Here is a 23,459-nt window from a genome sequence, read left to right as displayed (position 1 = left end):
CATCCAAGATTGGGCAAGTTGGTGCGGGCCTGCCCCCAAGGGCCTTTCCTTTGGCTGCGGCGCAACGGGCGGGTCGACATTTTCACACATCTGGGCGCACTCGGATATACGCAAGTCGAGGGCTTTGCCGGAACGCGACAACACTGAGGAGGACGCTTGGCCGATGACCAAACCTGAAAAACGACTGAAACTTGGCATGGTGGGCGGCGGTCAAGGCGCCTTTATCGGCGGTGTGCACCGTATCGCGGCCCGGATTGATGGCAAATGGGATCTGGTGGCGGGGGCCTTGTCTTCCGACGCCAGCCGCGCGGCCGCGTCCGCGGCAGAGCTCGGGATCGCGGGCGAACGCAGCTATACCTCTTTCGAGGAGATGGCCCGCGCCGAAGCCGCCCGCGCGGATGGGATCGACGCAGTCGCGATCGTCACGCCCAACCACCTGCATACAGCGCCTGCGATCGCCTTTCTTGACGCGGGTATTCACGTGATTTGCGACAAGCCCCTCGCCGCAACACAGGCGCAGGCAGAGGCCCTGAGCCAGGCCGCACGGGCATCGGATGCGCATTTCATCCTGACCCATAATTATACCGGCTACCCGTTGATCCGCCTCGCGCGTCGCATGGTTGCCCGGGGCGACCTCGGGACGCTCAGGGTGGTTCAGGTCGAATATGCCCAGGACTGGCTGGCCGAAGACACGCAGACCAAGCAGGCCGACTGGCGCACCGACCCCACCCGTGCAGGCGCAGGTTCGATCGGCGACATCGGCACCCATGCCTATAACCTCATGTCCTTTGTGACCGGGTTGAAATCACAGGCGCTTCTGGCAGAGTTGCACAGTTTCGTCGCTGACCGGGCCGTGGATGACAACGCCCACATCCTGTTGCGCCTGCAAGGGGGCGCTCGCGGCACTATCTGGGCCAGCCAGGTGGCGATCGGCAACGAGAACGGCTTGCGCTTGCGCCTGTACGGCGACAAGGGCGGGCTGGAATGGGCGCAAGAGGATCCCAACCGGATGTGGTTCACCCGCTTTGGCGACGCGCCGCAGCTGCTCACACGGGGTGCGGGCGAGGCCACCGAAGCCACGCGCGTCCCACCGGGTCATCCGGAGGGCTATCTCGAAGGGTTTGCCACCCTCTACGGCGACGCCGCCGAGCTGATCTCCGGCCGCGATACCGGTGCCCTCTTGCCCGGTCTGCAGGATGGATTGGATGGGATGTGGTTTATCGCCGCCTGCCTTGAAAGCTCCCGCGCTGGGGGCAGATGGGTGGCGCATCCCGAGGCCAGCTGACGCTTGCCCGACCAAAGACAGGGCGGGTGGCCACTACGGGTGATTTCACGCCACCCGGTCGCTCAGAGTCGCACGGCAGGGAGCGCAGTGTACTGAGGGGGCAACTGCCCCCCTCTTGAGGGCATTGCGCCCCGCCTATTAGCAGGAATGCGCGTTTTCCGCAGTGCCCTCAGTTCGATGGTCGGCGAATGCCGCCGCAGCGCCTAGAGCACGGCACCGTCAAATTGGCGCAACTCAACACCATCTTCCTGCAACGCCTGACGCACCGCAGCCGCAATCGAGACAGCGGTGGGCGTGTCACCATGCAGGCAGATCGTGTCAATCCGAGTCTCGATGCGCTTGCCGCTCTCGGTGATGATGGCCCCCTCGCGGACCATATCGACCATGCGCTGACCGGCGCGGGCGGGATCATGGATCACGGCGCCGGGCTGGCTGCGGTCGACCAGGGTTGCATCATCATTGTAGGCCCGATCGGCAAAGATCTCGCAGGCCGCCGCACAGCCAAGATCCTCGACCGCTTTCTGCTGGGCGGTGCCTGCCAGCACCATGATGATGATGTCGGGCGCAACCGACAATGCGGCCTCGTAGCAACAGCGCGCCATCTCGATGTTCTCAGAGGCCATATTGGCCAGCGCACCGTGCAGCTTCAGGTGGCGCACCTCGCCACCGGCGGCGCGCGCCATGCCCTGGGCCGCCCCGAGCTGGTAGCGCACCATATTGGCCAGCGACGGAAATGGCACCTGCATGCGTTGACGCCCAAAACCGTGCAGATCCGCAAAGCCGGGATGCGCGCCGATCCCGGTGCCCTTGGCGGTCGCGCGTTGCATCGTCGCCGCCATCACGTCCCAGTCACCGGCATGGAAACCACAAGCGATATTGGCCGATGTGACAATGTCCAGCAGTGCCGCATCGTCCCCCAGTGTCCAGGCTCCGAAGCTTTCGCCCATATCCGCGTTCAAATCGACGGTTCGTGTCATGTCAGCTCCTTACAGCACGTCTTCGTCACCGGCGATCGCGCCGCTGATCAGTTGGTATGATAGCAGATCCGGCATAGTCCTCGGGTCACGGATCAGAGGAAACCGCTGGCGCGCAAGCCCCGCGCGACGTTCCGCGTCCTCGCGCTCGGCGGTCAGCGCCTCCTCCAGAGACACGAACTGAAACCGCAGCGGCGCTCCGGCGGCGGCCTGGGCCAGCACCGGCAAGTCACAGGGCAGAACCGTTCCGATCCGCGGATAGCCGCCGGTCGTCTGACACTCGGCCATCAGCACAAACGGCGTGCCGTCGCCGGTGATCTGGATGTCTCCGGGCACGATCACCTCGGAGAGCACGGTGCGCCCTCCCTCCAGCTCAATGCCCCGGCCCTCGCACTCCAGCGGCACGCCCATCCGATTGCCCCGGGCACTGCGGCGAAACGCAGTCGCCTCGAAGCGCGCCAACTCCGCCGCCGGGAAAAGTTCGGTTTGCAGGCTAGGCACCACACGGACAGAACCGCCGTCAAAGCGATCCGGGCGCGGCAATCCAAACCCGGTGTGCGTCCCCTCGTCCGGCCCGATGTTCAGGACATCGCCCGCGGCCAGCAGGGCACCGATACCGGCACTCAGATGGGCCGATCCCGCCCCGAGACGGGGCGTCGACGCAATCCCGCCGCCGACATGCAGATATCCGTAGCTGCCCGAGGTGGCCGCCCCGATGCTAAGGCGCGCCCCGGCGGGCAACAGGTGACTGGCGTTCCACGCCACCGCAGTGCCATCGATGGATGCCCGCATCGGGGCTCCGGTCAGGGCGATCCGCAGATCCTCCTGCGCCTCGAACTCGCCCCCCATTGCAGCCATTTCCAGCGCCGCACACTCCGCCGATTGTCCAAGCAGCGCCGCGCCCTCTGCCAACGCCAGACGGTCCATGGCGCCGCCACGGGACAAACCGTATTCGAGCCAACCCGAGCGGCCCGCATCCTGTACCGTCATCCCGGGCCCGGCTTGCAGGATGGTGAGTGTCCGGCTCATTCCAAAGCCTCCGCACTGGCGCCGCCCAAGGGGTCGCGGCGCAGGGCCTCTAGCTGCTCGGCCTCGATCGCCGCGAACTGGACCTCATCGCCGGGGCGCAACAGGAACGGCTCGTCCGCCTCTGGTCGAAACAACCGGACCGCCGTCTGTCCCACATGCATCCAGCCGGTTGGTGTCGACACCGAGAACAGAACCAGCTGCCGGATGGCAACCGCCAGCGCCCCTTCGGGAATGCGCGAGGTCAGCTGGCTTTGGCGCGGGATGTCCCAGGCTTCGGGCAGCTCGCCAAGATAGGGCTGTCCCGGCGCAAAACCGATGGTCTGCACTCGGACCCGCGCCCCGGTGAGGGAGGCAACCGCCTCCTCCTCGCTGAGACCCGCCGCCGCCGCAGCCTGTGGCAATTGCGGCGCAAGCTCGGTGCCAAAAACCGCGGGAATACGCCACAAGCGCCGCTTGCCCGGCAGATCTGCGGCATACCAGTCCCGCGTCCGCAACAGCTGCTCCAGCCGGCGGCGCAATGCGGCGTGATCGAGGTGGACCGTGTCGAAACGCAGATAGGTCGACACCAGCGAGGTCGAGACCTCCTCGATCCCCTCCCAGCTTTCGGTGGCCAGGCCCGCGCGGAATGCCAGCGCCGCGCGATTGGCTGCCTCGTTCAGACGCGCGCCAAAACTGACCAGCATGCCATCGACGCCAACGGTCCTGATCTTGGGAAAGCGCTCCTGCATATCGCTGCCTGTCTCTGCCATCCGGGTCACATCTGCTCCGGCAGGTAGGTGACGATGGATGGGAACACCACGATCAACACCAGTGCGAGGATCATCAGGAAGAAGAACGGCAGCGCCGCCCGCGCCACGGTCAGGATGTCGCGCCCGGTCAGCGATTGCAGGACAAACAGGTTGAAGCCCACCGGCGGCGTGATCTGCGACATCTCCACCACGATCACCAGGAAGATCCCGAACCATAGCGGATCAATACCGGCTTCCAGAACCATCGGCATGATCACGGAGGCGGTGAGCACCACCACCGAAATCCCATCCAGGAAGCAGCCCATGATGATGAAGAATACGGTGAGGGCCGCCAGCAGCGTGAAGGTCGACAGCCCCTGTGCGCCGATCCATTCAGCGAGGCTGCGCGGAATGCCGGTGAACCCCATGGCCACGGTCAGGAACGAGGCGCCCGCCAGGATGAAGGCGATCATGCAGGAGGTCACCGTCGCCCCCATCAACCCGGAAACGAAGCTTTCCCGGTTCAGCGAGCCCGACACCCAGGACAGGCCCAGCGCCAGCACCACGCCTACAGCCGCGGCATCGGTGGGGGATGCGATCCCCGCATAGATCGACCCGATCACGCCACCGATCAGCAAGAGCACAGGCAGCAGGCGGCGGGCGCGCATCAGCCGCTCGGTCAGGCTGGTCCGCATGTCTTCGATCGGCAGCTGGTCGCGGTTCAGCAATGCCCAGATCACCACATAGCCGACAAACAGGCCCACCAGCAGAACCCCCGGCAGGACACCTGCCACAAACAGCCGGGCGATCGACTGTTCAGTGGCAACGCCATAGACGATCAGGATGATCGACGGCGGGATCAGCAGACCCAGCGTGGCGGAGCCTGCAAGCGTGCCAATGACCAGTTTCTCCGGATAGCCCCGACGAGACAGCTCCGGGATCGACAGTTTGCCGATGGTGGCCGCGGTTGCTGCCGAGGATCCGGACACCGCCGCGAAGATCCCGCAGGCAAAGACGTTCACATGCAACAGCTGCCCGGGCAAGCGGTTCATCCACGGTGACAGGCCGGTGAACATGTCCTCGGACAGACGGGATCGGAACAGGATTTCCCCCATCCAGATAAACAGCGGCAACGCGGCCAGGGCCCAGGAATTGCTGTGCCCCCACATTGTCGTGGCCATCACCAGCCCCAGCGGGGCTTCGGTGAACAGGGCCATGGCGGCGATACCGACGCCCAGGAGCGAAAAGGCCACCCAGAGACCGGAGCCGAGAAACAGGAACAGCAGCAATAGCAGAATGATGGAAAGCGCGGTGATCGACATCGGAACCCCCTATTCGCCCAAGAGATTTTCGCCTTTTCCCTCCCAGGAGGGAAAAGCACCGCGCAGGACGCAGACCAATTCGTCGGCCAGCGCCAGCGTGAGGATGGCAAGACCCAGTGCGACCGGGCTCTGCGGCAACCACAACGGGACCGAGACCATGCCAGCGCTGCGATCACCGAATTCCAGCGATTCCAGCAGCAGCAACCCCATGTACCAGGTGGCATAGCCGCTCATTACAAGGGCAAGGCCAATCACCACGATTTCAAACAGCCGACGCAGGCGCGGCGACAAGGTGTTGGTCAGCAAGGTCACCCGGATGTGGCCTCCTGCGCGCAAAGCATAGGCCAGCGCCAGAAAACTCGATGCTGCGAGGAAAAAACCGGTGAAATCCGAATAGGAGGGAATGGTGAGCCCCACTCCGACACCCCAGATCGCCGCAGACACCTTGTCCGCGAGGTTCAGGATCACCTGCGCAAAAACCAGCGCCACGATGGCAACGATGAAGAAAGCTGCCAGCCCCCCCGCCGCACGATAAATCAAATCAAGCACAGGCCGCATGGTGCCCTCCCCCTGTCCTGCCTGCGGGCGCGCCTTGTGCACGCCCGCAGATCGTTGGTTTATTGCCGGTAGGCGTTCAGAAGCGAGGCGCCCGCCTCACCAGCGTCGGCTTTCCAGCTTTCCAGCATTTCCTCACCAATGCCGCGCAGCCCCTCGATCAGAGCGTCGGACGGGGCGGAGACGGTGATGCCGTTTTCCTTCAGGACGGCCACTTTCTCTGCCGTTTCGGCCTGGCTCATCTCCCAGCCGCGGGCCTCGGCCGCCGCTGCCGCGTCCAGGACGGCTGTGCGGGTATCTTCATCGAGACGGCGGAAGGCCCGTTTGTTGACCACCACGATATTCTTCGGAATCCACGCCTGAATGTCGGTGTAATGGGTCAGGAAGTCCCAGGCCTTGGAGTTCACGCCGGTCGAAGGCGACGTGATCATCGCCTCGACACGTCCGGTGCTGAAGGCCTGCGGAATATCGGGCACTTCCACCTGTGTCGGGGCGGCGCCCGCGAGGTTGGCAAATTGTTCAAGCGTCGCATTGTAGGTGCGGAACTTCAGCCCCGCGAGATCCTCGACACTGGTGATTTCCTTGGTGGTGTACAGCCCTTGCGGCGGCCACGGCACCGCGTAAAGCGCCATCAGCCCCTGCTCATCCAGCAGCTCATCGATGACATCCTTCTGCGCCGCCCAGAGGCGCTCTGCCTCTTCATAGCTGGTGGCCAGGAACGGCAGCGAGTCCGCCCCAAAGGCAGGGTTGTCATTGGCCAGCAGGGACAGGAAGAATTCCCCGATCGGGACCTGGCCGCTGCGCACGGCCTTGCTGATTTCGGGATGCTTGAAGAGCGAGCCCGCCGAATGGACCTTGATTTCCAGTTCGCCGTCCGTCGCCTCTGCGACATCGCTGGCGAATTCCGTGATGTTGACGGTGTGGAACGTGGCATCCGGATAGGGTGTCGGCATGTCCCATGTGGCGGCCTGAGCCGAAATTGCAGCGCCAGCAAAAGCCGCAAGAGCGCCGCCAAGAATACGAGTGATCTGCATGTTGTCCTCCCAATGCGATTATTGAATTATTGATGGCATTACGTTTGCATTTTGTCAACGTTTCGCAAGTGTAATCGCATTGAGGCGTCAACCTGGGCTCTGTTTTTGCCTCTCGGGCTGCTTGATCTCATTGGAATGATGTAGTTTTATACAAAGACGCCAGCGAAACGCTGACGTTTTGTGCATTTGGAAGGGGCCACCGTGACCAGCAACACTCAGGACGGGCGCCGAATCGTGTCCTCACGCCACCTCGCCGAAGGAGAAGGATGGGAACTGTCCGAGCTGGAATTCGGCATGATCGTTGCCTACAACGCCTTTTCGCGCTGGATGACCCGCTGCATGGCCGCCGCCGGTCAGGCGGACCTCAGCCCGCTGGACATCCTGATCCTTCACAATGTGAACCACCGCGGCAAGGACAAGCGCCTGTCCGACATCTGTTTCCTCCTCAATATCGAGGACAGCCACACGGTGAATTACGGCCTGCGCAAATTGCTGAAGGCGGGGTTTCTGACGTCCGAGAAGCGCGGCAAGGAAGTGTTCTATCGCACCTCCACCGAAGGCGCGGCCCTGTGCGACACCTACCGCGACGTCCGGCGGCAATGCCTGCTGGACGGGCTGGCGGGGGCAGAACTCTCGGGCAGCGAATTGCGCGACCTTGCCCGAAGCCTGCGCGCCCTGTCGGGCCAGTACGATCAGGCCAGCCGGGCCGCGGCCTCGCTCTAGCCGTTTTGCCTCCGGCGGCCTCCCCTGCGTTGTGGTGCCAGCCGGTCAGCCAACGCGATGCAAGCGGCCACCGGTCAGTTCGAGCCCCGTTGGCGCGATCTCGGCCCGAAATTCGGCATCATGGCTGACCAGCAGGCAGGCTTGCGGCAGGCTTTTGAGGATCTCCACCAACCGCGCCTCGTTTTCGACATCCAGCGCGTTGGTCGGCTCATCCAGCAACAACACCTCCGGCTCCATCGCCAGCACCGTCGCCAGCGTGATCAGACGCTTCTCCCCACCCGACAGCCGGTGGGTGATCCGGTCCCGCAGGTGGCTCAGCCCGATCTGCGCCAGCACCTGATCGACGATCTCCAGCGCTTCGTCACGGCTCTTGCCCAGGTTCAAGGGACCAAAGGCGATGTCTTCGGCCACGGTCGGGCAGAACAGCTGATCGTCGGGATCCTGAAACACATAGCCGACGCGGCGGCGCACATCCTGAAATTCGCTTTCCTGCCTGCGGGCCTGCCCAAAGGCGATGACCTCGCCCTTCCCCGGCGACAGCAAGCCCACAATGAGTTTGAGCAAGGTCGATTTCCCCGCACCATTCGGCCCGATGATCGACAGCCGTTCGCCGGGATCAAGCGACAGGGACACGTCCTTCAGAACCGGGGGCTGCCCGGGGTAGGTGAAAGACACGTCGTTGAGTTCAAGCAAAGGCATGTCGAACCTCGATTCCGATCAGCACCAGCACACCCGCGACCATTGCTGCTACAAAGAGCCAGTCCTGACGGGTTGTGCGAAAGTCTTGCAGCAGGACGAACCGCCCGGTGAAGCCACGGCATTTCATCGCGCCCAGCACACGTTCAGAGCGCTCCAGCGCCCGTACCAGCATCATCCCCACCAGGTATCCGAAGCTGCGGTAGGTGTGCCAGTTCGTGCCCGGGCGAAATCCGCGCATTTTCATCGCGGCGCGCAGGCGATTGTATTCTTCGCGCAGGGTTTCGATGTAGCGGATGGTGAACATCAGCAATTGCACCAGGCGCTCGGGCACCCGCAGCGCCAACAGCCCATGCCCCAGTGTCACCGGCTCCATCGAGCCGGCCAGACACATCAGCGCCAATATGACTGCATTGGCGGTCAGCGCGATCTCCACCGCCTGCCAAAGCCCTTGCCACGATGCCACCATGCCAAACAGGGTGAACATCGGCGTCCCCGGCACCGTGAAGGGCAGCAACACCAGCATGAACAGGATGAACCCGTCCATCCCTGCCATCCGCTTGAGAGTGCGCCGCACCGGCAGTCCCGACAGCGGCAACAACAGCGCCGACATCGCCACCGCGCAGACCAGCGCGGCAAGTTCGGAGAGCGCCACCACCACCACGGCAAACACCACAGCCACCACGATCCGCACCCGTGGGTCCAGGTCCATGAGGCCAGACGCGGCAAAGCTCCCCCCCGTCGTCCGCAGGGTCTTTTCGCCAGAGGTCAGCCGGTGACCCATCGCTCAGGTCGCCAACCGGCGCCGTGCGGCAAGGTAGAACCCCAACCCGAACAGGCCAAAGATATACCCGATACCACCAAGGATCGTTTGAAAGTCATTTTTCTCGCGGTAGGCGGCAATCTCCCGGCGCAGCGGGCGCATTTCATCGCGCACGGCCTTGGCAATGGCGGCGCGCTCGTCCTCTGTCAGGGCCGCGATGGTCACCGCTGCCGGTTCCTCTGCCTGTGGCGCGCTTGCGACCGTAGGTGCCGCCGCCCCCGAAGACGCGCCGCTGTCCTGCGGGGCAACACCGAGAAGCGCGGCCACATCCGAGGCCGCCATCTGAACCTCGCCGACATGCCCGGCGCCCATGTCGGCCTTGAACACATGGGTGACCGGCTCAGTGGGCGCATAGACAAAGAACCCGTCTTCGTCGGTGACCGCGTCGCCCAGCTTGGCCCCGGTCGTGTCAAAGACCTCGATCACCTGCCCCACAGCCATGTCACCGTTCGAAAAACCGAGCTCTCCCTCAATGACATCGCCGGATTTGAAGACCGAAAAGATCACCTTGTGCGCGAGCACCGGAACCGGCGTCAGCGCAAGGATGAAAATGAGTAGAAGTCTGTAACGCATCATGCTTGCCCGGTGACTGTGGTGAACAGGTCAGGGCGTATCTTGCTGACCAGGTAAACGGCGGCCCCGGTGAGCAGCCCCTCGATGACCATGATCGGCAGATGCGCAAAGAAGACCAGCTTTGCCGCCGGCAAGAAGGCGTCGCCGGTCAATGCCAGGGACAGCGCGACAAAAATCGTGGTGGCGGCAACGGCAAAGGCGCCGCCGATCCCCGCCCAAACCGCTCCGCTCTTGGGGGTGCCGCGTTCAACCATACGCCCGAACAACAGCCAGGCCAGGACCGCTGGACCCGCGATATTGAGCGTGTTTATTCCCAGCACCGTGAGACCGCCAAATCCAAAGAACACGGCCTGAAGCAGCAGGCCCACAAACAAGGCCGGGAACGCGGCCCAGCCGAGGATCATCCCGGCCAGACCATTGAGGATCAAATGCACCGATGACGGGCCGATCGGCACATGGATCAGCGAGGCGACAAAGAAGCAGGCAGACAGCATGCCGGTGGCGGGAATGCGCTCCAGCGTCATTTGCTTCAACCCCAGCGCAATGCCGCCTGCCGCGAGAACCGCGCCGCCGATGACAACCGGATTTGACAGGGCTCCGTCAACGATGTGCATCGATCACTCCATATCGTAGGCGCGGATCCAGAACACGGCGTCCTGGCTCAGTTCCTTGCCCTCATGTTCCGTCACCGGGCCCGATCCCAGAGCGGCAAAGCCCCACCAGCCTGCTTTGGGAACACCAAAGGTGAAATAGCCGTTCTCGTCGGAGATCGCGACGATGGCCCCCCCCGGCATGGTGCCGACGGTTGGTTCTGTCGTGGAAAAGCCCTCGATGTCCGGCACGGCGGCGACATATTCAATCTCGATCTCGACACCGGCGGCAGGTTCCCCCTCGCGCAGCACCTGGCCGGTGAAACTCGATCCCGCAACGACGTTGTAGGGTTTGACCAGCGGCACGATCTCGGTCGCGAGGCCAACGGGGGTCATCCAGTCGGTGGGCAGCTCATTGCGGTTGAACACCACCTTGGTCAGCTGCTGGATATAGATATCCTCGCTCTCTTCGTAGTAGGGCACGGGTTCGGTCACCAGCACATAGTCGCCGGAGCGTTTCACCGGCAGCGAGGCCCTGAAGGCCGCGCCTTCGTTCTCTGCGCCTTTGAAAGGGGCTGCCTCAAGGCGATCCGCCAGGTCGGTTTTTTCGCCATTGTGGATCATGTAGAACGCCTCGGGCGTGTCCATGTCCATCACGTGGCCGTTCTCGAACGGATGCCAGAAGACCACCGCGAGCGGCACATCGCCGGGGCGTTCGATCTGGGTCCGATCTGCGTAGGGCAGCACAAAATGGGCCTGTGCGGCAAGCGGCAGGAGCGCGGCCAGCGCCGCGGCGGAAAACAGTTTCTTGGTCATGTCATGCCTCTCAAACAGGTGGGAAACCCACGGGTGAAAGGACAGACGGGATGTGAGACACGGGATTGATCGGGCACGACCAGCCGAGCCTGACGCGCACCCCGGCGTCCGCTTCAAGACGGATCGGTCTCCCGACCCATGTGCGCGGCAGGTCTCCTGGCTCGCGGGGCATGATGCAAACCGGCCTTCCCAGGACAGATCCCAGTGGCATTATCGGTCGCACGTCCCGCTTACAGTTGCGGGGGCAGCCACGGATTTGGTCCCTTTTGGGTACGCCGCACCGTGTTCCCTTTTACTCCCACCGCGAGATGTCGCCCGCCGTGGAACCGTTCACGCCATTCTTATGGAAACCGCAAGAGATCTTGTCAATTGCATATAGCGCCCGCGCGCCTGGCACGTCCGCCTCAAGGTAATGAATGGGAACGGGGCTGTCTGCTCTCCTTGAGAGTGCAAGTCTTTGCAAGTTCCTCCTACAGAGCACTGTCGCCCGTCGCCTCAAGGCCACTGCACATGGCGCCCTTACGCAGACCTGCGCCCGTTGCGCGCCGGCTTTCATCGCGCGAGGATCAGGATCCGGCGATACCAAACTCCGCAGGTGCCAGCGCAATATCACGCACCGTGTACTGGTCCAGCGTCGCGAGGAATGCGGATCGGGCCTCCGCCAATGGGGAGATCAGCTTGCAGCAACCCGAAATGGTACAGCGGTTGGTCGGACGCATGCATTCAACAAGATCAAAATCCGTTTCCATGTGACGCACCAGATCGCCCAACCGGATCGCGTCGGCGTCACGTGCAAGCCGCAGCCCCCCTGCCCGCCCGCGCTGAGCGATCAGAAACTGCCCCTTGGTGAGCGCGTTGACCACCTTCATCACCGTGCTGCGCGGCAGGCCGTAGACCTCGACCACCTGATCGATCGTGAACAGGCGGGGGCCGATGGAGGTTGCATAGATCATGATGCGCATCGCCACGTCAGTGGTGTCATTCAATCGCATATGTGTTCCTTTCCGCGCCCCGCAAGCGCCTCGGGCAATGGGCTGGTATCCGGGACAGAATGTCGCAAACTAAAAACATACCTACGTATGGCATCTTTTCTATCCGCTTTATAGGTTCCGATCATTGGCATCTTTAAGGCAGGAGAATAGAAATGGCCACGCCTCTCACCGAAAACACGCTCAGGATCATCGATGCGACCGCCCCGGTCGTCGCGGCGCATATCGACGAAATCGTGCCCTGCATGTATCGCAGGCTGCTGGCGGAACCCAGTATTCGGGCGTTGTTCAATATGTCCCACCAGCAAGGGGACTCGCCGCAGCACAAGGCACTGGCCGGGGCGCTGGTCGCCTACGCCACACATATCCGCACCCCCGACGTTCTGTGCGACGCCATCGAGCGGATCGCCCAGAAACACGCCGGTCTGCAAATTCTGCCCGAGCATTACCCTCATGTTGCAGACGCGTTGCTCGGTGCCGTCTCCGAAGTGCTCAAGGACGCCGCAACGCCAGAGGTCCTCGCCGCCTGGGGAGAGGCCTACTGGGTGCTTGCCGATACGCTGATTGCGCGCGAGGAACAGCTTTATACCGACGCCGAGACCCAGACCGGGGGCTGGCGCGGCTGGCGGCGCTTTCAGGTTGCCTCCAGGACCCGTGAGGCAGAAGACATCATGTCCTTTGTTCTGCGCCCCGTGGACAATGGCCCCGTCATTCGGCATCGCCCGGGTCAGTATCTCAGCTTTCGCTTTGTGCCTGCCCCCGGCGAAGAGTGCCGGCGGAACTATTCGATTTCTTCGGCTCCCGACGGCAAGAGCTATCGGATCACCGTAAAACGCGAGCCAAACGGGCGCATTTCCAACTGGTTGCACCAGAGTGCCGAGATCGGAACCGAGGTCGACGTAGCCGCACCGTCCGGAGAGTTCTTTCTGGACCCGGCGCACAAGCGTGAGGTTGTGCTGCTCTCCGGCGGGGTCGGCCTTACACCGATGGTCGCGATGCTCGAAAGCTATGGCCGGGAAGATCTCCGGATGATTTCCGTACATGCCACACGGGATGACCGGCACCATGCGATGCGCGAGACGCTCCGGAACCGGGCAACCGAAAGCTACGTGTTCTACGATGTCGCGTCGGAGCAGGACCTGCACAGTGGTATTCGGCGCGGTCGGATCGACCCGAAATGGCTGATCGAGATCAGCGATCCCGCAGCCGCCGACTATTTCATCTGCGGTCCGGCGGGCTTCATGCAGGCGATGGTCGACGGGCTCAAGGCGGCAAATGTTCCAAGTTCCCGTATCCACTACGAGTTCTTTGGCCCCGCCGCGGCGCAGATCGGCTGACCACACGGCAAGGAGATACCCAACCGCGACGGCTGGGTATCCCCCACTCCCTGAAGCGGTGCACCCTGCTACCGCGCCGGTGCTCCGGTTGGGCGTTTTTGCGCGACCCGGGGCGCTGCAAGCCAAGGTCCGATCCGCCATGTCAGCACTGCGAGGGATCCGGTCCACAGAATTGCCGACAGGTCGATGCCGGTCAGCGAGAACACTTCGAAGCCATACCCCAGCCCCCGCATCAGCGTGGCCACAAGGATTCCGAGAAACGCGAGGGTCAGAACCGGGCCAGCCACCAAGGGACGTCCCGTATGGCCCATGGTGGCCCGCATCATGACGGCGACTGTCATCCCCCCGATTGCACCAATTCCAAGCACATGCGCGCCACTGTCCGCCCCGGTGACGCCCAGCGCGGAACCGGCGAACAACGCAAACCCCAGCGGGGCCATGAGGTAGGACAGATGCAGCATCACCAGCAGCGGCGAACGCCAGGATCGGGCGCCACACCAACGCAACAAACGCCACATATGCAGCGCTGCGGCGAGCAGGCTCAGACCCGCGAACAGCGGATCTGCGGGGGCGGCAACCCAACAGGCCAACGCAACAGCCGCAACGACAAGACACAGGCCATCAAATGCCCCAAACGGCGCCGGCAGGCGTGTCTCACCACGCTGAACCAACCAGTTGCGGGTAAAGCTCGGGATGATGCGCCCGCCGATCAGGAGGATCAGAAAGACCAGCAGCGCAATCCCCAGTCGACGCCCGTGGTCCGCACTGCCCTGCGCCCAAGCTTCGAGGTGAAAGCCCACATTGGCGACCCACAGCAGCGTCACCGGAACCAGCACCTTCAGGTTGCGCCAGTTTCGCCCTGCCACGATTTCGCGCGTAATCATCAGCACCACCGCCAGGAGAAAGAGCTGATCGACCAGCATCACGGCCAAGGGGCCAAGGGCCGTCAGCCCCGCCATCGCGCAGCGCCCCGCGATCCAGATCGCCACCAGCAGCACCAGCGGCCAGCCGCGTGTCGGCAGCCGACCGGTCCAGTTTGGCACCGCGGTAAAGAGAAACCCGGCCACCACCGCCGCGCCGTAGCCGAAGACCATTTCGTGGACATGCCAATCCACCGCCCCGAGCGGGCTGCTCAATACAACCGCGCCGCGCCAGATCAACCACCACAAAGGGATCACGACAATTCCAAACAGCGATGCGGACAGGAAGAAGGGCCGAAAGCCGTAGGAAAACAGGGCCGGTCCGGTAAATGGGTCACGCGTGGACATGGGAACCTCTCTTTCACGTCAGGCGGGCGGCGCCAGTGGCACCGCCCGGTAGGGTCGAACAACGCAGGGGCAGCGCGTCATTCAACCTGTGCAATGAGATCGGCCATCCGTGTCTTGGCCTTGCCGCGTTGCTTGACCCCCGTGGCCGTCTCCAGGTTCACCGCCTCGCCGACCTGGATCAGCGCGACCATGCCCATGCCATAGTGCGGCGTGCATTTGATGCCATAGAGACCTTCCTGTTCGACGGGGAGCTCGTATTCGACATTGAACTTCGACTTGAAGGGAGACACCCCCTCGGGCAGCATGCCCTTGATATCCTCGACATTGTGTCCCTTGTCGGTGGGCAGGAATTTCACCACGTCCCCGGGCTGTGCCCTGACAAAGGCCGGTTCAAAGACCATCGCCCCGGCCTCACCCTTGTTGAGCATCTTGACCTCGATCGTCTCTGCAGTGACCGATCCGGCGGCCAGAACAAGCGCTGCTGTCATGGTAAGTTTTGTGAGCATCGGAATGTCCTTCTCGTTTCCGGTTGCATATTCTGCGACGGGTATGCGTTAACGCTGGATACGAAACGTTGCTTTGCATCAAACTTCCGAGCTGAAACCATGTCCAAACTCGACGAAAGCCTTCTGATCGGAATGCCGCCCTTCTCGCGTCTGAGCCGGGCGCAAATCCGCGAGATCCTGGATCATGCAACGTCGCGCCGATACGACGAAGGCGCGACCATTTTCAGCGAAGGTCAGGAGGCGGACCGGTTCTTCCTGTTGCTCGACGGGTTTCTGCGGGTGGTGCGTTCGACACCGGATGGCGATCAGGTCATCGTCCTGCATATTTCTCCGGGGCAGTTGTTCGGCATTGCGCCGGCGCTCCAGCGGGACACCTACCCCGCCAGTGCCGTCACAGCCGCCGAATCCATTGCCCTGTCCTGGCCCGTCAACCTGTGGCCGGAGTTCAGCGCCACCTACGAGGGCTTCGCAACGGAAAGCTACAAGACCCTCGGCCGGCGGCTTGGTCAGATCCAGGAAACCCTGACCGAGATGGCGACGCAGGCGGTCGAGAAACGTGTGGCCAGCGCCCTGCTGCGCATGGTCAATCAGAGCGGGCGCAAGTCCGACGCCGGCATCGAGATCGCCTTTCCGGTTACTCGGCAGAACATTTCGGACATGACGGGGACCACCCTGCACACCGTCAGCCGGCTGCTGTCGGCCTGGGAACGAGACGGCGTGGTCTCCTCGCGGCGCAAGCATATCGTGGTCACGGACCCGTATGCGCTGGTCCTGCTGAGCGGCATTCAGAGCTGACTTGCAGCCCGGGCGAGACCGCTCACCTCCGCCCTGAAGGCGGCCTCATCGAGATCATACGCCTGACAGGCCTCCGTGATGGTGTGAAAGGGTGTGATCGGGCACCCCGGACAGAGCATGCCCCGGCGCAGGAACGCCGCCGCGGTCGCCGGACAGATCCGAAACAGATCTGACAGCGTCACGTCGGGGTCATCCAGGTCTGGCAGGGCCGTTGGTGGTCTTTTCATAGCCACATGTTGCCCGCATCTTTCGCCGTCTTCTTTGCGTTTGCACAAAAAGCGGCCCGCCGCATCGCGATAGGCATGGCCTATCCGAAACCAATCGTCGGGACCGCGACATGTCAGAATTGCTCACCAAATCGCGGGCCAGGAACGTGTTCTACGGGGGATCCATTTTCTTCGTGGTCGTGTTCGTAGCCCTGACGGCGCAAAGCCACCGTCATATTACCCAAACCGCCACAGCCGGCATGCCTCTGACCGATGAGGTGCGCCATGGCAAACACATCTGGGAACGTCATTCCTGCATCAACTGTCACACGCTGCACGGCGAAGGCGCCTATTTCGCGCCGGAGCTGGGCAACGTGATGACCCGCTGGGGCGCTCTGGAGGACCCCGAACTGGCCTATGAAATCCTGGATGGCTGGATGGAGGCGCAACCATCGGGCATCGAGGGGCGCCGTCAGATGCCCCATTTCGACATCACCGAAGAGGAAATGCGCGCCCTGGCGGAATTCCTCCGCTGGGCCGATCAGACCGACACCCAGAACTGGCCGCCAAACGACGCCGGCTGAGGGAGATCAATCATGAAATATCAATCGCAAAAAGTGGCTTACGCCTATTTTCTCGTTGCCATGGGCCTGTTTGCCATTCAGGTGCTGGGCGGGTTGCTGGCCGGCTGGATCTATGTCGCACCCAACACCCTGTCAGAGCTGCTGCCCTTCAACATCATCCGGATGATCCACACCAATGCCTTGATCGTCTGGCTGCTGCTCGGGTTCTTCGGGGCGGCTTATTATCTGGTGCCGGAGGAATCCGAGCGCGAGATCTTTTCGGTAAAGCTGGCCTATATCCAGCTGGCGATCCTCGTGGTCGGGACCCTCGGCGCGGTCGGCTCCTACCTCGTCGGGATCCATGGCGGACGTGAGTTCCTGGAGCAGCCGCTCTGGGTTAAGGTCGGCATCCTCGTGGCCGCCGTGATCTTCCTCGTGAACGTCTCGCTGACCTTTCTCGCCGGCCGCAAGACGGCGATCACAAATATCCTGATGATGGGGCTGTGGCTCTTGTGCCTGTTGTGGGTCTTTGCCTTCATCAACCCCGACAACCTCAGCCTCGACAAGATGTACTGGTGGATGGTTGTGCACCTCTGGGTCGAAGCAACCTGGGAACTGGTCATGGCCGCGATCCTCGGCTTCCTGATGCTGAAGCTCACCGGCGTGGACCGTGAGGTGATCGAGAAATGGCTCTATGTCATCGTCGCCACCGCGCTGTTTTCCGGCATCCTCGGCACCGGGCACCATTTCTACTGGATCGGCACCCCCGGCTATTGGCAGTGGATCGGTTCGATCTTCTCGACCTTCGAGGTGGTCCCCTTCTTCGCCATGATGTCCTTCGCCTTCGTCATGGTCTGGAAAGGCCGCAAGAACCACCCCAACAAGGCTGCGCTCCTGTGGTCTCTGGGCTCTTCTACCGTCGCCTTCTTTGGCGCGGGCGTCTGGGGGTTCCTGCACACGCTTCACGGGGTGAACTTCTACACCCACGGCACCCAGATCACCGCCGCACATGGCCACCTGGCCTTTTACGGTGCCTATGTGGCCCTGAACCTCGCCATGTTCAGCTACGCCATGCCCCACCTCAAGGGGAGCGATCCCTACAACCAGGTGCTCAACATGGCATCGTTCTGGCTGATGACCGGCGGCATGTCCTTCATGACCTTCACGCTGACCTTCGCCGGCACCATCCAGACGCATATGCAGCGCATCGTCGGCGACTACTACATGGATGTGCAGGATCAGCTTGGGCTGTTCTACATGATGCGCTTCGGCTCGGGCGTGGCCGTGGTCCTCGGTGCCATCCTGTTCATCTACTCCATGCTCGTGGTGCGCCGCGAGATCGTGAAACCCGGCCCTGTAGCCGTTGCTGGAGAGTGATCCATGAAAGACCTGTTTCACCCCGACCTGCCCTTCTATCACGCGCAATCCGATGAATGCGCGGTGTTCGAAACCGCCCATGCCAAGGGTCTGCCCCTGCTTCTGAAGGGGCCCACCGGCTGCGGCAAGACCCGGTTCGTGGAACATATGGCAGCACGATTGGGCCTGCCCCTGCACACCGTCGCCTGCCATGACGACCTGAGCGCGGCCGATCTGATCGGGCGCTACCTGCTCAAGGGCGGGGAAACCGTCTGGACCGACGGCCCGTTGACCCGCGCGGTTCGCGACGGCGGCATCTGCTACCTCGACGAGGTGGTGGAAGCCCGCAAGGACGTGACCGTGGTCTTGCACCCGCTGACGGATGACCGGCGCAGACTGGTCATCGACCGGACCGGCGAAGAGCTTGAGGCGCCAAAGCCCTTCATGCTCGTGGCGAGCTACAACCCGGGCTACCAGAACATCCTCAAGAAGCTGAAACCGTCGACCCGCCAGCGCTTTGTGTCCATCGGTTTTGAGTTTCCCGCCCCCGAGGTGGAACAGCCGGTGGTCATGCGTGAAAGCGGGCTGGACGAAGCGCGCGCAGCCACATTGGTGCGCCTGGCGGGAAAAATTCGCAGCCTCTCGGGTATGGATCTCGAAGAAGGCGTGTCCACCCGTCTGTTGATCTACGCGGCCACGATGATTGCCGACGGCATGGCGGTGAACCGTGCGCTGGAGACCGCGATCATCGCGCCGCTCAGCGACGACCCGGACACGCAACAGGCGCTGCGCGACCTCGTCGCGGTGCTCTACGGGTGACGACGATGCTGCATGTTCTCGACCTCATGGAACCCGAAGAGACCGTTGGCAACCTCTGGCATGACATGGCGACCGGCTGGGGGCGGTCCGGGTACGACGGCACCCACGCCGTGCGGCTTGAGGACGTGCAGCGCTCGGCAGCCACGCTGTTTCGTGCACTCGGCGGCGCGGCAGGCACCGAAGTCTGCGCCGCGCCGTTGATCACCTGCGATCACCGGCCGGATCTGATCCGTCGTATCGCCACCCCGCAGGAGCGGGCACATGTCGCCGACTATGACGGCGACCGTCTGCGTCTGCCCCCCGTCATCGACAGCTTCCCCACCCGGGACCTGAACCGGGCCTGCTATCTCTGGCTGGCGGCGCTTGCGGCCCATGTCGAGATCCCGCCTCCGCTGACCGATCCGCTTGCGACGGACCGCGCCGAGCTGACAGAACTCGCCCGCGCCTCCGACGCCGCCTTCGCCGCCTGCCCCGGTCTGCGCCAGCCTTATGCCGCCATGTGCCGGCATGTCGTGGCTCAGCGCACACGTCCGCCCCTCCCGCGCTGCGAGGCGGGGCTGGAACGGCTGATTCTGGACCAACTGTCCGGGATTTCAAAGATCGATCCCTGCCTCGATTGTCCCGCGCCGCGCGGATATCGCAGCTATGCCCCGGTGCCGATCTGGCTCCGGCTGCGGCATGGTACCCCCGCCGGCAAGCCAGACAGCGCGCCGGCGGAGACCGCCGCGCCCGCCATGGCGGTTGCGACCCGCAAGGACGCCTGTCGCGAGGACCGCGAACAGGCCAATCGCAATGACAGCTTCATCATCCATCGCTTCGAGACCATCATGTCCTGGGCCGAAAGCCTGAACATCAACCGGATGGTGGACGATGATGACCCGGACAATGCCGCCAAGGCCGCCGAAGACCAGGATCACCTGACACTGTCACAGACCGTCCGCCGTGCAGCCACGCGGCTTCGCCTGTCGTTGGACCTGTCGCCGCAAGACGCGGAACACGAACAGCTGGCGGGGCGGTTCACCTATCCGGAATGGAACCGCCGGACCGGAGCCTACATGCCCGACCACGTGCGCGTGCTCGAAGCCGATGCGACGGCCTCTACCGCCTATGCGCCGGACCCGCGACTGGTTGCGCGGGTAAAACGCCAGTTCGCGCCCTTGCAGCCACGTCGGGTCATGCTGCCGCGCCAGTTGGACGGTAGCGATCTGGATCTTGATGCCGCCGTCACCTCGCATGTCGACATCGCCTGTGGGCGCGAGGGCAGCGACCGGATCTGGCAGTCCAGTCGCCCGATGGCGCGTGACCTTTCGGTGGCGATCCTGATGGATTGTTCCCGATCCACGGAGGCCGCCCTGGGACCCTCCTCCGTCATCGAGATCGCACGCGAGTCGCTCTCGGCTCTGGCCAGCGGCATCGATACGGCAGGCGACCGGTTGGGGATCTGGGGGTTTTCCTCGCTGCGCCGGGACCGGGTGTTCCTGCATCGCGCCAAAGCCTTTGCGGACCCGATGACCACCGAGGTCACTGCCCGGATCGGCGGGCTGACCCCCGGGCACTACACGCGCCTCGGCGCCGCGATCCGGCATGTCTCCGCCCGCCTGGCCGAAGAAGGCGCCACGCGCCGCCTGCTCCTGGTGCTGACGGATGGAAAACCCAATGACCTGGATCATTACGAGGGCCAGCACGGCATCGAAGACAGTCATATGGCTGTGCGCGAAGCCCGCGCGCTGGGGCAGGCCGTGCACGGCGTGATCGTCGATCAAGACGGGCGGGACTGGTTTGCCCGCATTTTCGGGCGCGCGGGCTTTACCCTTCTGTCCCATCCCGAACGCCTGCCCCGGGTCCTGCCCGATATCTACCAAACCCTGACCATGGAGATCTGATGTGATACGCCTCATCTGCCTGCTGCTCGTGCTGCCGCTCCCGGCCCTGGCCACCGGCTTCGAACGCCCGATCCCGCAGCCCCAAACGGAAACGGCCGAATTCTGGTTCCTGGTGGGCTCGATCGCACTCGTCATCGCGCTGGCCGCCGTACAGTTTCTGGTGCAACGCAAATGAAACCATCCTGGACGCTGCTGCTTGGCCTCTACCCCTTTGCGGCGGGGGCTATGGGGGTGAACCTGTTCTTTGCCTCGCTGATCGGTTCCTGGCTGGGCTGGCCGGTGCTGACACCATGGCACTCCGCCCTCGGTGGCCTGGCGATCGGCCTGCCCGCCACCTACAGTTTCGCCTGCCATATCACCCGGCTGATGGAACAGGCCGACGAGTCATGACGGGCTGGAGCGAATACACGCTGGCGCTGGCTCTGTTCACCGGCAGCCATTTTGTCCCGCGGATCGCGGATCTGCGCGGCCGGATGATTGCCAGCATCGGGCGCAGCACCTATTTCGCCCTCTACGGCGCTCTGTCGCTGGTGCTCGGAATCGGGGTCGTTGGCGCAGCCATCCGGGCCCCCTACCTTGAGGTATGGCCGCAACAGCCCTGGTCCCGCTGGGTCCCGAACCTGGCAATGCCGCTGGCGCTGGTGCTGGGATGCTGCGGGGTTCGACTGCGCCAACCGTTCACCCTTGGCGCACGGCGCGGTGTCCGCTTCGACCCCGCCGATCCCGGCTTTGCAGCGGTCTCGCGCCACCCGCTGCTGCTGGCGCTGACACTCTGGGCCGGGGCCCATCTGGTGCCGAACGGCGAGCTCGCAATGGTGATCCTCTTTGGCAGCTTTGCCGCGATGGCGCTGCTGGCGATCTGGGCCTTTGACGCCCGCGCGCGGCGCGTCTTGGCACATGATGCCGAGCCTTTCTTTGCCCGAACGGCGCTGTTCTCGTTGCGGCCGCTGACCTCGGTTGAATGGCTGCGTGGCAATGCCCGGCGCCTCGGCTGGCGGGCGCTGGCCGGGTTGGCGCTGTGGCTGGCCGCCCTGCATCTGCATGCCGTTTTCACGGGTGTCCCCGCTTTCTCGACCTGAACTTGATCCCGCGCAAAGTCTGCCGGCTGAAAAACCTGCAAACCGGGTGCATGAAACATCTTGATCGCCTCAGACGCCTCGGGCTCTTTGACACCCGGGTGCCCCGCTACACCTCCTATCCGACCGCACCCGTCTTTGCACCGCAGGTCGGTGCGCCGTTTCAGGCGCAGGCGCTTGCCGCGCTTCCGGCGACGGAACCAGTGTCGGTTTATGTCCACATTCCCTTTTGCGAGCGATTGTGCTGGTTCTGCGCGTGCCGCACGCAGGGCACAAAGAGCCTGTCACCCGTCGAAAGCTACATCGGGACATTGGAGCAGGAACTGGCCTTGGTGAAGGCCAGCTTGCCGGCAGGGCTGCGCATGGGACGCATGCATTGGGGCGGCGGTACCCCCACGATTTTGCCGCCAGATCTGATCCGTCGGCTGGCCCGGGCGGTAAAAGCAGTGTTTCCTCCAACGGAGGATTGCGAATTCTCGGTCGAAATCGACCCGACCATGGTGGACCGCCACAAGATCGACGCGCTTGCAACCGAAGGCATGACCCGCGCAAGCATCGGCATTCAGGATTTTGACCCGCTGGTGCAGCACGCGATCGGACGGCAGCAGTCCTTCGAAGAGACGCAGACCTGCGTCACGGATTTGCGTGCCGCAGGTATCACCTCGCTCAATGCCGATCTGGTTTATGGGTTGCCCCATCAGGATACTGCCCGCCTGCAGGACACGGTGAGCAAGGTGCTGGCGCTCTCTCCCGACCGCATTGCACTGTTCGGCTATGCCCATGTCCCCTGGATGTCCAAACGGCAAAAGCTGATCGACGAGGCCGCCTTGCCTCAGGAGATGGCGCGATATCAGCTTGCGGAGCTGGCCGCTGAGCGGTTCCGCAACGCGGGGTTCCAGAGCATCGGTATCGACCATTTCGCCCACCCCGCGGACAGCTTGTCCCGCGCGGCCGACACAGGCCATCTGCGGCGCAATTTTCAGGGCTATGTCGATGACACCTGTGCAACGCTTATCGGGCTCGGGGCGTCGTCGATCTCGCGGCTGCCGTCGGGGTACGTCCAGAACGCACCGGCCACCCCTGCCTATACGCAACGCATCGAGGCCGGGCAGCTTGCGGGTGTGCGCGGCCATATACTGCGCGATGACGATCTGCTGCGCGCGCGGGCCATCGAGATGATCATGTGTGATTTCTGCCTTGACCTGCCCCTGCTCCGACATCGTTTCGGCACGCGCGCCGATCAGCTACGCGCCGAGATGCACGCAATCGCGCAGCGGTTCGGTGATCTTCTGTACATCGAGGACGACCGGCTGATCATCACGCCCGAGGCGCGTGCCTTGACCCGGATCGTTGCAGGCGCGTTCGACAGCTATAATCCGGACGGTGCGCGCTACAGTCAGGCCTCGTGACGGGCGGGAACCTCTGCTGACAGACGTCTGGGGCACACAACGGCCCGCCCTGCGCCCAAAGCCCCCAAGCGGTCGCACAGGGGCGCGGGTCGGATCACCACGGC

The 23,459-nt window shown here is 63.5% G+C and carries 27 protein-coding genes and 1 riboswitch; of the genes, 12 read left to right on the top strand and 15 right to left on the bottom strand.

Annotated elements, in window-relative coordinates; genetic code table 11:
* Positions 1-163: 163 nt before the first annotated feature.
* Entirely contained in the window at positions 164-1,285 is a 1,122-nt protein-coding gene (locus tag MHM97_RS02400; protein WP_239319073.1) for a Gfo/Idh/MocA family protein, read from the top strand.
* A 203-nt stretch (positions 1,286-1,488) separates the two neighbouring features.
* On the opposite strand, the gene MHM97_RS02395 is transcribed toward MHM97_RS02400, so the two are convergent.
* Genes MHM97_RS02395 through MHM97_RS02370 form a run of 6 tightly spaced genes read right to left on the bottom strand, consistent with a single transcriptional unit; the run spans position 1,489 to position 6,927 of the window.
* The gene (locus MHM97_RS02395) at positions 1,489-2,262 is read right to left on the bottom strand and encodes a LamB/YcsF family protein (protein WP_239319071.1); all 774 of its coding nucleotides are present in this window, start codon (positions 2,260-2,262) and stop codon (positions 1,489-1,491) included.
* Between the two features lie 9 nt (positions 2,263-2,271).
* A complete protein-coding gene (locus MHM97_RS02390) occupies positions 2,272-3,288 on the bottom strand; it encodes a biotin-dependent carboxyltransferase family protein (protein WP_239319069.1) in 1,017 nt (338 codons plus the stop codon).
* Positions 3,285-4,037, bottom strand: coding sequence for a 5-oxoprolinase subunit B family protein (locus MHM97_RS02385; RefSeq protein WP_239319067.1), 753 nt, complete (start codon positions 4,035-4,037; stop codon positions 3,285-3,287). Before MHM97_RS02385 ends, MHM97_RS02390 begins: the two co-directional genes overlap by 4 nt.
* A 5-nt stretch (positions 4,038-4,042) precedes the next feature.
* A complete protein-coding gene (locus MHM97_RS02380) occupies positions 4,043-5,338 on the bottom strand; it encodes a TRAP transporter large permease (protein WP_239319065.1) in 1,296 nt (431 codons plus the stop codon).
* Between the two features lie 9 nt (positions 5,339-5,347).
* Entirely contained in the window at positions 5,348-5,896 is a 549-nt protein-coding gene (locus MHM97_RS02375) for a TRAP transporter small permease (RefSeq protein WP_239319060.1), read from the bottom strand.
* Between the two features lie 59 nt (positions 5,897-5,955).
* Positions 5,956-6,927, bottom strand: a complete 972-nt coding sequence (locus tag MHM97_RS02370; protein ID WP_239319059.1) for a TRAP transporter substrate-binding protein — start codon at positions 6,925-6,927, stop codon at positions 5,956-5,958.
* 201 nt (positions 6,928-7,128) lie between these two features.
* On the opposite strand from MHM97_RS02370, the gene MHM97_RS02365 reads away from it, so the two are divergent.
* The gene (locus tag MHM97_RS02365) at positions 7,129-7,650 is read left to right on the top strand and encodes a winged helix DNA-binding protein (RefSeq protein WP_239319058.1); all 522 of its coding nucleotides are present in this window, start codon (positions 7,129-7,131) and stop codon (positions 7,648-7,650) included.
* 45 nt (positions 7,651-7,695) lie between these two features.
* Here the strand turns inward: MHM97_RS02365 and MHM97_RS02360 are convergent, their stop codons facing one another.
* The 6 genes from MHM97_RS02360 to MHM97_RS02335 all read right to left on the bottom strand — a co-directional run bounded on the left by MHM97_RS02360 (position 7,696) and on the right by MHM97_RS02335 (position 12,140).
* Positions 7,696-8,349, bottom strand: a complete 654-nt coding sequence (locus MHM97_RS02360; protein ID WP_239319057.1) for an energy-coupling factor ABC transporter ATP-binding protein — start codon at positions 8,347-8,349, stop codon at positions 7,696-7,698.
* Positions 8,336-9,130, bottom strand: a complete 795-nt coding sequence (gene cbiQ, locus MHM97_RS02355; protein ID WP_239319056.1) for a cobalt ECF transporter T component CbiQ — start codon at positions 9,128-9,130, stop codon at positions 8,336-8,338. The genes MHM97_RS02360 and cbiQ overlap by 14 nt, the downstream gene beginning before the upstream one ends.
* Positions 9,131-9,133: 3 nt before the next feature.
* On the bottom strand, positions 9,134-9,742 hold the full coding sequence (locus MHM97_RS02350; protein ID WP_239319055.1) for a cobalt ABC transporter permease: 609 nt from the start codon (positions 9,740-9,742) through the stop codon (positions 9,134-9,136).
* On the bottom strand, positions 9,742-10,356 hold the full coding sequence (gene cbiM, locus MHM97_RS02345) for a cobalt transporter CbiM (RefSeq protein ID WP_239319054.1): 615 nt from the start codon (positions 10,354-10,356) through the stop codon (positions 9,742-9,744). The genes MHM97_RS02350 and cbiM overlap by 1 nt, the downstream gene beginning before the upstream one ends.
* A 3-nt stretch (positions 10,357-10,359) precedes the next feature.
* A complete protein-coding gene (locus tag MHM97_RS02340) occupies positions 10,360-11,148 on the bottom strand; it encodes a DUF4198 domain-containing protein (RefSeq protein ID WP_239319051.1) in 789 nt (262 codons plus the stop codon).
* Positions 11,149-11,277: 129 nt separating this feature from the next.
* A riboswitch (cobalamin riboswitch) is annotated at positions 11,278-11,494 on the bottom strand.
* A gap of 220 nt (positions 11,495-11,714) precedes the next feature.
* Positions 11,715-12,140, bottom strand: coding sequence for an RrF2 family transcriptional regulator (locus MHM97_RS02335; protein ID WP_239319050.1), 426 nt, complete (start codon positions 12,138-12,140; stop codon positions 11,715-11,717).
* Positions 12,141-12,292: 152 nt separating this feature from the next.
* Between MHM97_RS02335 and hmpA the strand changes: the two genes are divergently transcribed.
* Positions 12,293-13,474, top strand: a complete 1,182-nt coding sequence (gene hmpA, locus MHM97_RS02330; protein ID WP_239319048.1) for an NO-inducible flavohemoprotein — start codon at positions 12,293-12,295, stop codon at positions 13,472-13,474.
* 68 nt (positions 13,475-13,542) lie between these two features.
* Here hmpA and MHM97_RS02325 read toward each other — a convergent pair whose 3' ends face one another.
* Positions 13,543-14,742, bottom strand: a complete 1,200-nt coding sequence (locus tag MHM97_RS02325) for an NnrS family protein (protein WP_239319046.1) — start codon at positions 14,740-14,742, stop codon at positions 13,543-13,545.
* 77 nt (positions 14,743-14,819) lie between these two features.
* A complete protein-coding gene (locus tag MHM97_RS02320) occupies positions 14,820-15,248 on the bottom strand; it encodes a pseudoazurin (protein ID WP_239319045.1) in 429 nt (142 codons plus the stop codon).
* Between the two features lie 99 nt (positions 15,249-15,347).
* Here MHM97_RS02320 and MHM97_RS02315 point away from each other — a divergent pair, with 99 nt between their 5' ends.
* Positions 15,348-16,043, top strand: a complete 696-nt coding sequence (locus tag MHM97_RS02315; protein WP_239319044.1) for a Crp/Fnr family transcriptional regulator — start codon at positions 15,348-15,350, stop codon at positions 16,041-16,043.
* Here MHM97_RS02315 and MHM97_RS02310 read toward each other — a convergent pair.
* A complete protein-coding gene (locus tag MHM97_RS02310; protein WP_239319042.1) occupies positions 16,034-16,270 on the bottom strand; it encodes a DUF1858 domain-containing protein in 237 nt (78 codons plus the stop codon). The two genes, MHM97_RS02315 and MHM97_RS02310, sit on opposite strands and share 10 nt — an antisense overlap.
* 110 nt (positions 16,271-16,380) lie before the next feature.
* Here MHM97_RS02310 and MHM97_RS02305 point away from each other — a divergent pair, with 110 nt between their 5' ends.
* From MHM97_RS02305 to hemN, 8 genes are read left to right on the top strand one after another with little or no spacing between them, the layout of a single operon-like run.
* On the top strand, positions 16,381-16,833 hold the full coding sequence (locus tag MHM97_RS02305) for a c-type cytochrome (RefSeq protein ID WP_239319040.1): 453 nt from the start codon (positions 16,381-16,383) through the stop codon (positions 16,831-16,833).
* Positions 16,834-16,845: 12 nt separating this feature from the next.
* Complete coding sequence (locus MHM97_RS02300) at positions 16,846-18,189, top strand: cbb3-type cytochrome c oxidase subunit I (protein ID WP_239319039.1); 1,344 nt, start codon at positions 16,846-16,848, stop codon at positions 18,187-18,189.
* Positions 18,190-18,192: 3 nt separating this feature from the next.
* Positions 18,193-18,987 carry a CbbQ/NirQ/NorQ/GpvN family protein gene (locus MHM97_RS02295; RefSeq protein ID WP_239319038.1) on the top strand — a complete coding sequence of 265 codons (795 nt, stop codon included), beginning with the start codon at positions 18,193-18,195 and terminating at the stop codon, positions 18,985-18,987.
* Between the two features lie 5 nt (positions 18,988-18,992).
* Positions 18,993-20,870: a nitric oxide reductase activation protein NorD gene (locus MHM97_RS02290; protein WP_239319037.1), complete on the top strand. Its 1,878-nt coding sequence runs from the start codon at positions 18,993-18,995 to the stop codon at positions 20,868-20,870.
* A 1-nt stretch (position 20,871) separates the two neighbouring features.
* On the top strand, positions 20,872-21,045 hold the full coding sequence (locus MHM97_RS02285) for a hypothetical protein (protein ID WP_239319036.1): 174 nt from the start codon (positions 20,872-20,874) through the stop codon (positions 21,043-21,045).
* Positions 21,042-21,260, top strand: coding sequence for an NnrT protein (locus MHM97_RS02280; protein ID WP_239319035.1), 219 nt, complete (start codon positions 21,042-21,044; stop codon positions 21,258-21,260). The genes MHM97_RS02285 and MHM97_RS02280 overlap by 4 nt, the downstream gene beginning before the upstream one ends.
* The gene (locus MHM97_RS02275) at positions 21,257-21,949 is read left to right on the top strand and encodes an NnrU family protein (protein WP_239319034.1); all 693 of its coding nucleotides are present in this window, start codon (positions 21,257-21,259) and stop codon (positions 21,947-21,949) included. The genes MHM97_RS02280 and MHM97_RS02275 overlap by 4 nt, the downstream gene beginning before the upstream one ends.
* A 50-nt stretch (positions 21,950-21,999) precedes the next feature.
* Positions 22,000-23,355: an oxygen-independent coproporphyrinogen III oxidase gene (gene hemN, locus MHM97_RS02270; protein ID WP_239319033.1), complete on the top strand. Its 1,356-nt coding sequence runs from the start codon at positions 22,000-22,002 to the stop codon at positions 23,353-23,355.
* Positions 23,356-23,459: the final 104 nt, after the last annotated feature.

This window comes from Epibacterium sp. Ofav1-8 (assembly GCF_022348185.1).
Lineage (GTDB): Bacteria > Pseudomonadota > Alphaproteobacteria > Rhodobacterales > Rhodobacteraceae > Epibacterium.
The sequence above is the reverse complement of the archived record's forward strand: the minus strand, read 5'-3'. Positions and strand labels throughout refer to the sequence as shown.